At 67.5% G+C, this 9726-nt stretch carries 7 protein-coding genes; 3 read left to right on the forward strand and 4 right to left on the reverse strand.

Annotated elements, in window-relative coordinates:
• Window positions 1–4 precede the first annotated feature (4 nt).
• Window positions 5–1369 carry an NAD-dependent succinate-semialdehyde dehydrogenase gene (locus ENJ19_02060; protein ID HHM04513.1) on the forward strand — a complete coding sequence of 455 codons (1365 nt, stop codon included), beginning with the start codon at window positions 5–7 and terminating at the stop codon, window positions 1367–1369.
• Between the two features lie 158 nt (window positions 1370–1527).
• On the opposite strand, the gene ENJ19_02065 is transcribed toward ENJ19_02060, so the two are convergent.
• The gene (locus ENJ19_02065; GenBank protein ID HHM04514.1) at window positions 1528–3558 is read right to left on the reverse strand and encodes a peptidoglycan-binding protein; all 2031 of its coding nucleotides are present in this window, start codon (window positions 3556–3558) and stop codon (window positions 1528–1530) included.
• Window positions 3559–3624: 66 nt separating this feature from the next.
• Complete coding sequence (locus ENJ19_02070; protein ID HHM04515.1) at window positions 3625–4980, reverse strand: sodium:alanine symporter family protein; 1356 nt, start codon at window positions 4978–4980, stop codon at window positions 3625–3627.
• Window positions 4981–5136: 156 nt separating this feature from the next.
• Between ENJ19_02070 and ENJ19_02075 the strand changes: the two genes are divergently transcribed.
• Window positions 5137–5928 (forward strand): nucleoside triphosphate pyrophosphohydrolase, encoded by a 792-nt coding sequence (locus tag ENJ19_02075; GenBank protein HHM04516.1) that lies wholly within the window; start codon window positions 5137–5139, stop codon window positions 5926–5928.
• Window positions 5929–6063: 135 nt separating this feature from the next.
• Window positions 6064–7836 (forward strand): sulfotransferase family protein, encoded by a 1773-nt coding sequence (locus tag ENJ19_02080; GenBank protein HHM04517.1) that lies wholly within the window; start codon window positions 6064–6066, stop codon window positions 7834–7836.
• On the opposite strand, the gene ENJ19_02085 is transcribed toward ENJ19_02080, so the two are convergent.
• Entirely contained in the window at window positions 7833–8699 is an 867-nt protein-coding gene (locus ENJ19_02085) for an alpha/beta fold hydrolase (protein HHM04518.1), read from the reverse strand. The two genes, ENJ19_02080 and ENJ19_02085, sit on opposite strands and share 4 nt — an antisense overlap.
• A 42-nt stretch (window positions 8700–8741) precedes the next feature.
• On the reverse strand, window positions 8742–9726 hold a 985-nt coding region (locus ENJ19_02090; protein ID HHM04519.1), incomplete at its 5' end, for a GGDEF domain-containing protein.

Here is a 9726-nt window from a genome sequence, read left to right on the forward strand (position 1 = left end):
CACCATGGGATTCCAGACCATCAACCCCGCCAGCGGCCAATGCCTGCAACGCTTCGACGCCTGGGATGAGCAGCAGCTCGCCACCGCTCTGGACGAGGCTAGCCGCGCCGCCCCGGCCTGGGCAGCCACACCCCTGGCGCAGCGCTGCGCCCGCTTGCGGGACTGCGCCGGTGTATTGCGGTCCCGGCGCGATGCGCTGGCCGCCCTGATCACCCTGGAAATGGGCAAGCTGCTCAGCGAGGCCCGCGCCGAGGTCGACAAATGCGCCCTGGTATGCGACTACTACGCCGAACACAGCGCCAGGTTTCTGGCCGACGAACACATCACCACCGACGCCCGGCGCAGCTTCATCACCTACCAGCCCCTGGGGACGGTGCTGGCGGTCATGCCCTGGAACTTCCCCCTCTGGCAGGTCTTCCGCTTCGCCGCGCCGGCCCTGGCCGCGGGCAACACCGGCCTGCTCAAACACGCCTCCAACGTGCCCCAGTGCGCCCTGGCCATTGAGTCGGTGATCCGCGAGGCGGGCTTCCCGGCGGGGGTGTTTCGCACCCTCATGATTGGCGCAGCCCAGGTGGAAGGGGTGATCGCCGACCCCCGCGTGCGCGCTGTCACCCTCACCGGCAGCGAAAACGCCGGGCGCAAAGTGGCGGCGGCCGCGGGCGCCCATTTGAAAAAAACCGTGTTGGAACTGGGGGGCGCTGATGCCTGCGTGGTGCTGGACGACGCCGATCTGGACCGGGCCGTGGCCGTGGCCGTCACCTCCCGCTATCTGAACGCGGGACAAAGCTGCATTGCCGCCAAACGCTTCATTGTGGTGGAAGCAGTACTGGAGGACTTCACCGAGCGCTTCATCAGCGCCGCCGCGGCGCTGAACGCGGGAGACCCCACCGACCCCGCCACCCGCCTCGCCCCCCTGGCGCGGGAGGATCTGCGCGCCGGGCTCAACGCCCAGGTCCTGAGCAGCATCCAGCGCGGCGCCGTCGCCGCCCAGGGCTGCCGGCCGCTGGACGGACCCGGCTTCTTTTATCCCGCCTCGGTGCTCACCCACGTCGCCCCCGGCATGCCCGCCTTCGACGAAGAACTGTTCGGGCCCGTGGCCGCCATCATCCGTGCCCGCGACGAGGCCCACGCCCTGAAGCTGGCCAACCACAGCCGCTTCGGCCTCGGCGGCAGCGTGTGGACGGCGGATCCCAAACGGGGTGAAACCTTCGCCCGCCGGGTCGAGTCCGGCGCCTGCTTCGTCAACGGTTTGGTAAAAAGCGATCCCCGCCTGCCCTTCGGCGGCATCAAAACCTCCGGCTACGGTCGCGAACTGGCCCATTTGGGGATGCGGGAGTTTCAAAACGCCAAGACGGTGTGGGTGGGGTGAGGTGAACCGGAGCTTTGGTTCACAACGAGACTTTCACTGCTGTTTGTTCCAGTTCCGGTGCCATGAACAATGGTTCCTCTCTTTGCATGATCAACCAGTCTGACTTCCGAATGAATAGCAAAAAGGGGGTATTGCGGTTTTTGGGCCAGACCCTGGTCCTACTGTTCCCTCCCCGGCCAGCGGCGGTATTTTTCCCGGATTTGATCCGTCGTTCCCGGGAAACAGGGCATGGCGGATCGCCCGCCCGCCAGGGTGTTGACGATGCAGTTCTCGTAGAACGCGCCTCTGGGTTCGTTGCACGCAGCGGGCTTGCTGCCCGGTGCGGGCTTGCCGGTAAATTTTTCGTAGGCTTCGCAGGCAGCTTTGGTGAAGGGGCCGCCCAGGTCGCAGGCGCCGGGGCCCAGTTTGCAAATGAGATCCAACCCCGCATAGACGGAGGCACAAAAGTCTTCCTGCCTCTGGAAGGCAGTGGCCATCTGTGCGTCCGTGCATTCGGTGTTGGCCTGACCGGGCAGAGGTACATGGCAAAATGTTCCGGACGGATCGGGCAATGTGCCGGGCGGACAGGCCCGTTTTTGCTCGGGGGGTAGCGGAGGCGGTGATGGCCTGGCAGGGCAGGGTTTAAGCGAAGGCGGCCAGGGGGGAATCGCGCTCTGCCCTGTCATTGAGGCGTTCCAGGCTTTCTGCAGTGCCGTGGCCAGGGCGCGCCGCTCGGTGGCCAGGTGTTTGCGAAAGACCATCATGGGCGGGGTTTCCTGCTCAAACAGCATAGCCCCCCGGCCCGGCGGCACCAGTTTCCACCAGTGGGTGCCGTGACGCTGCGCCATTTGCGCGGGCCGCCGTTCGTCTGCTTTGTACACGCCCTGGATGATGGCGGAACGGGCGGCGCTGAGCATGGCCACGGCATCGGCGCAGGCTTTTGCGCCCCGGCGGTAGAGTTCGTAGAGAGCGTATTGCGCACCAACGGAGAGACGCGGGTCGATGAAGTCGCACTGGGTGTAACCGGGGGGGCATGGTGACCCACCGCCACCGGTGGGTGGGGGTGCAAGCCCCCCGTCTTTTGCTGCTGCGGGTCGCGCGCTCCCGCCGCCGGAAACCGCGCCGGCTTCCCCGCCTCCGCCGGCCGCCCCGGAAGGGGCGCGGGGCTCATGCACGCGTCGATCGCCGCAGCAGTCCCAGCGCCCGGCAGCGTGACGGGTCATCAATACCGGGCCCAGATGGGCCGGACGCTGCGCGGTGGCGTACAGGGTGCCGGCCTGGGGTGCGGCCAGATTGCCCGTTTTGAAGCCGGCCGCGGGATCGAGTTGCGCAACAAAGAACACCCTGCCCGTGAGCTGCCAGGTGCCACGGTGTGCCGGAGGCACAGGAACCTGCCAGGTGTCCCTGCCCGGGGGCGGGTGCACGGTGCCGTCCTGCTGCACCCGCCACGCTTCCCAGAACAGGGGGGCCCCGGGCGCGACGCCGGCATCCGGCCCGCCAGTACAAAATTCGCCCTGCTGCGCTGAGGCCATTTCCTGAACAATGTAACCGTTGCGCGCATTGGTCCGCCATGTCACTTCCCAGATGAATTTTCCATACCCCAGGTCGTTGGTGCACGGATCGAAGCGCGGCGGCGTTTTATCGACGGTGCTAATGTGAATCGCACTGCCGGGCGGGACGGTGAAAGGCGCCGGGGTGCCGGTGGCGGGGCGGCCCGTAAGGCGCCCCTCCAGTTCGCCCAGGGTCTGGCGGCCGACGATGCCGTCCCGGGCGATCCCCTGCATGGTCTGGAAGGCTTTGACGGTACGGCGGGTTTCGGCGCCGAAAACGCCGTCGGGCTCCCGGGTGCCCTGCCTGGTCGTGATGGGCATATCGAAGCCCAGATCAAGCAGGGCCTGCTGGACTTTGCGCACCGCCTCCCCGGCCTCGCCGAAACCCATGGGCGGGGTGTTGTCGAAGGCGCGCTGGAGCCGGCGGTCATTGCGAAAACGCCCTGAGGTGAGATCCACTGCCCGTTCTTTTGGCGTCAACGGCGCGCGTTGCACCAGGCCGCCCGGCACGCCCGCTGCCACGGCGGGGCGGACCGCCCCGGAAAACGGCGTATCAGAACCAAAGGCCCGGGTGCCAGACTCAAAGCGCCCCACAGGCACGGCCGCGGTTCCTGTTTTCGTCAGCAACGCCGGCCGGCGTGTCAACGGACGGTTTCGCATTCCGTCGTTCCTCCGGTTATTGAATCAATCCGTCGATCTCAGGCCAGGGTGGCAAATCACGCTCCCTCATCTGTGGCGCGAGAAATAATCGGTGCGCAGTTCGACCACCAGTTTCGCCAACAGCCACAGGCCCACCAGATTGGGCAGCGCCATGAGCAGGTTGGTGATGTCCGCCAGGTTCCACACCAGCGGCAAGGGCACGGCGGCGCCGAGCACCACCACCAGAATGTACACCACCCGGTAGGGCTGCACCGCCCCCTCGCCGAACAGAAACCTGGCCGAGCGGTCGCCGTAGTAACTCCAGGCAATGATGGTGGAAAAAGCGAACAGGGTCAGCCCCAGGCCCACCACCCAGGCGCCGGCATCACCCAGACTCTCGCTGAAGGCATAGGCGGTGAGAGCGGCGCCGACAGCCTCCTCCGGGCGGCTCGCATAGGCCCCGGTAACCACGATCACCAAGCCGGTGAGGGTACAGATCACCAAGGTGTCGATGAAGGGTTCCATCATGGCCACCAGGCCTTCGCGCACGGGCTCCCTGGTGCGGGCGGCGGCGTGGGCCATGGGGGAGGAGCCCAGGCCCGCCTCGTTGGAAAACAAACCCCGCGCCACCCCCCAGCGGATGGCCTCGCCCACGGCGGCGCCGCCCACAGCCCAGGGGTTGAGGGCGTGGCTGACAATGGTGAGCAGTGCGGCGGGAATGGCGCTGAAGTGATTGAGCAGCACCAAAAGAGCGGCCGCCACGTACAATATGGCCATGAAAGGCACCAGCATGCTGGCCACTTTGGCGATGCGGCGCACCCCCCCCAGGATCACCATGCCCACCAGGGCGGCCATCACCAGACCCGGCAGCCAGCCACTTTCCCTGACGGCAGGGAAGATGAAGCCCAAGCCGTCCACCACCGAGTTGGCCTGCACCATGTTGCCGATGCCGAACGAGGCGATGAGAGCAAAAGTGGCAAAGGTGGCCGCCAGCCGGGGCCGCCTGAGGCCATGCAACAAAGTGTACATGGGACCGCCGGCCACGGTGCCGTCAGGCGCAACTTCGCGGAACTTGAGCGCCAGTGTGCATTCGGCAAACTTGGTGGCCATGCCGACAAAAGCCGTCACCCACATCCAGAACAAGGCCCCCGGCCCGCCCAGGGCGATGGCGGTGGCCACGCCGGCGATGTTGCCCGTGCCCACGGTGGCGGACAGCGCAGTGGCCAAAGCCTGAAAATGAGACACTTCGCCCACGTCGCGGTGGCTGGCGTAGCGGCCGCCGATCAGATGCAGGGCGTGACGGAAACCGCGGATCTGCACCAGGCGCAGGCGCCAGGTGAGGTAGACGCCGGTGCCCAACAGGGCAATAAGGGTAACGGCATTGCCCCACAGCAGTCCGGATACGGTGCCGGTCCATCGGGTCAGTTGCTCCAGCCATTCCATGAGGACGCCTTTCTGCTTCGTCTGGGTGGCATGATCATAGTGCCTGAGGGGGAGAAAGTCCGCCCGCAGGCCGCGGCGGACTCAATCCCCAGTTTGAAACCGGCACCCTGAAGGCCGTATGTTAAGCGTTCTCAAGACCTAACCGAGGAAAACGCTTTGAGCACTGCCCTCACTCAACTGCTCGGCATCATGGCTGCCTTGCGCGACCCCGAGGGGGGCTGCCCCTGGGACCGCCAGCAGAGCTTCGCCAGTCTGGCACCCTATACCCTGGAAGAGGCGTATGAAGTGGTGGACACCATTGAGCAGGGCGATGCCGGGGCGCTGCGCGAGGAGTTGGGGGACTTGTTGTTCCAGGTGGTGTTCCACGCCCAGCTCGGCGCCGAGCAGGGTCTGTTTGACTTTGATGATATCACCGCCGCCCTCTGCGCCAAGCTGATCCGCCGCCATCCCCATGTTTTCGGCGAGGCCAGGATTGACTCCGCCGCGGCCCAGGCCGCGGCCTGGGAACAGCACAAGGCAGCGGAGCGGGCAGACAAAGGTGACGCGCAGGGGGGTGCGCTGGACGGCGTGCCCACCGCCCTGCCCGCCCTTACGCGGGCCTGCAAATTACAACGGCGCGCAGCGCGGGTGGGTTTCGACTGGCCCGAAGCCGCGCCGGTGCTGGACAAGCTTCACGAAGAGATCGACGAGTTGCGGGCGGAGCTGGAACGCGCCGATCCTGGGCGGCTGGAGCATGAACTGGGCGATGTGCTGTTTGCCTGCACCAACCTTGCCCGTCATCTGGGGGTGGATCCGGAAACCGCCCTGCGCGCCGCCAACCGCCGTTTTGAACGGCGCTTTCGCCATCTGGAAAAGCGCCTGCGCGAGCAGGGACGGGAAGTGTCCCAATGTCCACCGGAAGAACTGGAAAAACGCTGGCAGGAAGCAAAACAGGCGGGGGACGATTGACCCGGATCGTTGGCAGCGGCGGCCTCGCGCCGAAGGCGGCGCCCCGCAATACAATGTTTTGAGGGATCATCCCCCCCCAGCGGGCCTCCCCGGCAGCCGGTCAAACATGGCGCCGACAAGCCGACACAGGGATTTATGGCGAAAGAAAACACCCTCACCCGCGCCCGTCGCAAAAAAGGCTATGCCGCCCTTGCGGCCGGCGACAATGCCGCAGCAGCGCGGGCCTTTGCCCAGGTCTGCGCCCATCGGCCCCACGATGCCGAGGCCCGCTGCATGCTGGGCATCGCCCAGGCCCGGCAAGGCCAGTGGCGGGAGGCCGCCGGACAGCTCCGCCAGGCCCTGCGCTTCAGGCCCGATTTTCCCGAAGCCCACCTGAATCTGGGACAAGTGCTGGAACTGAGCGGCGACCTGGCGGGCGCCGAGCACCATTTCCGTGCCGCCCTCGCCGCCCGGCCGGAGCTGGCCGACGCCGCCTTCTCCCTGGGGCGGGTGCTGTTGCACTTTGGCCGCTTTGCCGAAGCGGAACGCAGCTTCGCCGCCGGCCTGGCCCAGCAGGGGGACCGGGTCGACGCCCTGGTGTTGCGCGGGCGGGCACTGCACCAGCAGGGCTATCTGCCCCAGGCCCGGGCCTTGTACGAACAGGCGCTCAGCCTGGCACCCGAGAGCGCCAGTGCCCTGTGCGCCCGGGCGGCGGTGCAGGCGGACATGGGGGAGCTGGAGACGGCGCTCACGGGCTTTCGCCGGGCCCAGGCCCTGGCGCCGGATTTTCTCGAAGCCCGCATCGGCGAGGTCAGCACCCTGGAACGCCTGGGGGAGACGGCCACGGCCCAGACCCGACTGGCCGCCCTGCTCCCCGCCCATGGCGCCGAGCCCCTGGTGCTGCTGGCGCGCGCCCGCCTGGAGCCGCCCGGCAGCGCCGCGCTCATCGCCGACTTGCAACAAGCCCTGGCTGACCCCGGCCTCAGCGCCACAGAAACGGAATACCTCAGCTTTGCCCTGGGAGACGCCCTGGATGCCGCCGGCGATTACGAAGGGGCCTGGAAGCATTACCAGCGGGCCAACCGCTGCCACGGCGCCGATTTCGACGGCGATGCCTTCGCCGCCCGCATGGCGGCCCGGCGGCAAAACTGGCAGCGGGAGGCACTTCGGGGCGCGGCCCGCGCCGGGCACGGCTCAACGCGGCCGGTGTTCATCGTCGGCATGCCCCGTTCGGGCACCACCTTGGTGGAACAAATCGTGAGCAGCCATCCGCAGGTGGCCGGCGGCGGCGAGCTGGAGACCCTGCCCTCGCTCATCAATGAAATGAGCGCCGCCTGCGGCCGGGCGGCGGAAAGCCTGGCGCCGGAGCACTTCAGCGCCGCGGACCTGGAACACTATGCCGGCTGCTACCTGGCTGAGCTGGAGCGCCTCGCCCCCGGTGCCCGGCGGGTCACTGACAAGCTGCCCCAGAATTTCATCAATCTGGGCCTGATCAGCCTGCTGTTTCCCCAGGCGCGGGTGATCCACTGCCGCCGCCACCCCCTGGACACCTGCCTGTCCTGCTACACCCACAACTTCAGTGCCCGCCATCCCTACAGCTACGATCTGGACGATCTGGCCCGGTATTACCGCGAATACCGCCGCCTCATGGCCCACTGGGCCGACACCCTGCCGCTGGCGCTGCTCACCGTGGACTACGAAGACCTGGTGCGCGAGCCCGAGACAGTGAGCCGGCGCCTCATCGACTTTCTCGGCCTGCCCTTTGACCCCCGCTGCCTTGCGCCCCACACCAACCCCCGCCGGGTGCTCACCGCCAGTTACCGCCAGGTGCGCCGGCCGGTGTACGGCAGCGCCGTGGGGCGGTGGCAACACTACGCCCGCCACCTGGCACCGCTGCAGGCCTTGGTGGAGGAAGAAGGCGCCCGCTAAGGCCGGGCCAGATGGCGGGCAAAAAAAGCCGCCACCCGGGCCTCGTACTCGTCGGGGGCGTAGGCATGGAAATCTTCATGGCCGGCGCCGGGAATCAGCCACAGGCGCTTTGGTTCCCGGGCGCGCTGAAACAGGCGCCGCGATTCTGCCGCCGTGGTGTAGGGGTCAGCCGCGCCGGCGATGAGCAAAAGCGGCGTGCGCAGGCGGGCGAGCCGTTCCATGGGGGCCAGCCAGCCCGGGGTGATGCCGAAGCGGGGCAGGGTCTGCCAGCTCAGGACGAAAGAGGCATGGCGGGCCAGGGGGCCGAACCGGTGGGCCAGCCGGTTGGCCACGGCACGCTCGAAGGTGGAATACACCGCTTCCAGCACCAGCGCATCGGCCCGCTCCGCCACCTCCCCCAGCACGGCCGCGGCCCCGCCCAGCGACACCCCCACCACCCCCACCGGCATGCCGGGCAGGCGCGCGCGCAGGACATCAAAGGCCGCCTCGGCGTCCCGGGATTCCAGGTAGCCGAAGGTGATGGCCTTGCCGGCGCTTTCGCCGTGGGCCTGAAAATCCACCATCAGCACGGCGTAGCCGTGGCGCTGGAAGAACCGCGCCCGCCCCACCATGGAACGGCGGTCGGCCCGTACCCCGTGCAGCAGCAGCACGGCCCCCCGGGGCCTGGCCACGGGAATGAACCAGGCGGCCAGGAAGGTCTCGCCGCGGCGGATCCACAGCGCCTCGGCGGGCAGATCCGGGGGCGGGTCGCCCACCTCGGCGTGGTGGGGGGCGCTCAGATGGGCGCCGGCAAGAAAACTGCCGGCAAGCAGCAACACGATGGCGCCCAGCGCCAGCACCGCGAACAGATTCACCCTCGCCACTTGTCAGCCCCCGGGGTCGCGGCGGTCGCTTCGACCCCCGTGTCAGTCGCTCTGGGAAGGCCCGGGTTCACGCCGGGGCGGCACCTGGGCAGCCAGCATGGTGGTGACGGCGGTGGCGGGAACAGCCCGGCTCTTTAAAAAACCCTGCCATTTGTCGCAGCCCCGGGCTCGAAGGAAGGCCAGTTGGTCCTCGTTTTCCACCCCTTCGGCCACCACTTCTTTGTTCAGCGTGTGGGCCATGGCAATAATGGCGGTGGCAATGGCGGCATCACCGGGGTCCGAACTCACCTCGTCGATGAAGGCGCGGTCGATTTTCACTTTGTCGATGGGAAAACGTTTGAGATAGGACAGGGAGGAATAGCCGGTGCCGAAGTCGTCCAGGGCGATGCCCACCCCCAGGGCCGAGAGGGCCTCCAACTGCAAAGCGCTCTCCCGGGCCTGTTCCATGAGCAGGCTTTCGGTGATTTCCAGTTCCAGGTGGCAACCGGCCGGCGCCTCGCCGCAATCCCCGGCCAGATCTTCCACCAAGGGCAGCAAGGCGGGGGATTTGAGCTGCAAGGGGGAGACGTTGACCGCCACGCTGAAGGGGCAGACGCCCTCCGCCCACCAGCGTCGGGCCTGCTGGCAGGCACTGCGCAAGACCCATTCACCCACCGGCACAATGAGCCCCGTCTCTTCCAGCAGGGGAATAAAGTCCAACGGGGAGACCACGCCCAGGGCGGGGTGTTCCCAGCGCAGCAGAGCTTCCACGCCCACGATCCTGCCGCTGGCCACACTGACCTGGGGCTGGTAGTGAAGACAAAACTCGTCCCGTTCCAGGGCCCGGCGCAACTGCGTCTCCAGGCTCAAACGTTCCAGGGCCTTGGCGGTCATCTCCGCCTTGAAAAACTGGTAGGTGTTGCGGCCTTTTTCCTTGGCCCGGTAAAGGGCGGTATCGGCGTGCTTCAGCAAGGTGCCGGCATCGAGTCCGTCGGCGGGGTAAACGCCGATGCCCACACTGGCGGTGAGGAACAGCTCCCGGGCATCG

Source organism: Gammaproteobacteria bacterium (assembly GCA_011375345.1).
GTDB lineage: Bacteria > Pseudomonadota > Gammaproteobacteria > DRLM01 > DRLM01 > DRLM01.

What these genes read in the sequence shown, in the direction of transcription:
- ENJ19_02060 (HHM04513.1), top strand. Translation starts at nt 5, where the DNA reads ATGGGATTCCAGACCATCAACCCCGCCAGCGGCCAATGCCTGCAACGC.
- ENJ19_02065 (HHM04514.1), bottom strand. Translation starts at nt 3,558, where the DNA reads ATGCGAAACCGTCCGTTGACACGCCGGCCGGCGTTGCTGACGAAAACA.
- ENJ19_02070 (HHM04515.1), bottom strand. Translation starts at nt 4,980, where the DNA reads ATGGAATGGCTGGAGCAACTGACCCGATGGACCGGCACCGTATCCGGA.
- ENJ19_02080 (HHM04517.1), top strand. Translation starts at nt 6,064, where the DNA reads ATGGCGAAAGAAAACACCCTCACCCGCGCCCGTCGCAAAAAAGGCTAT.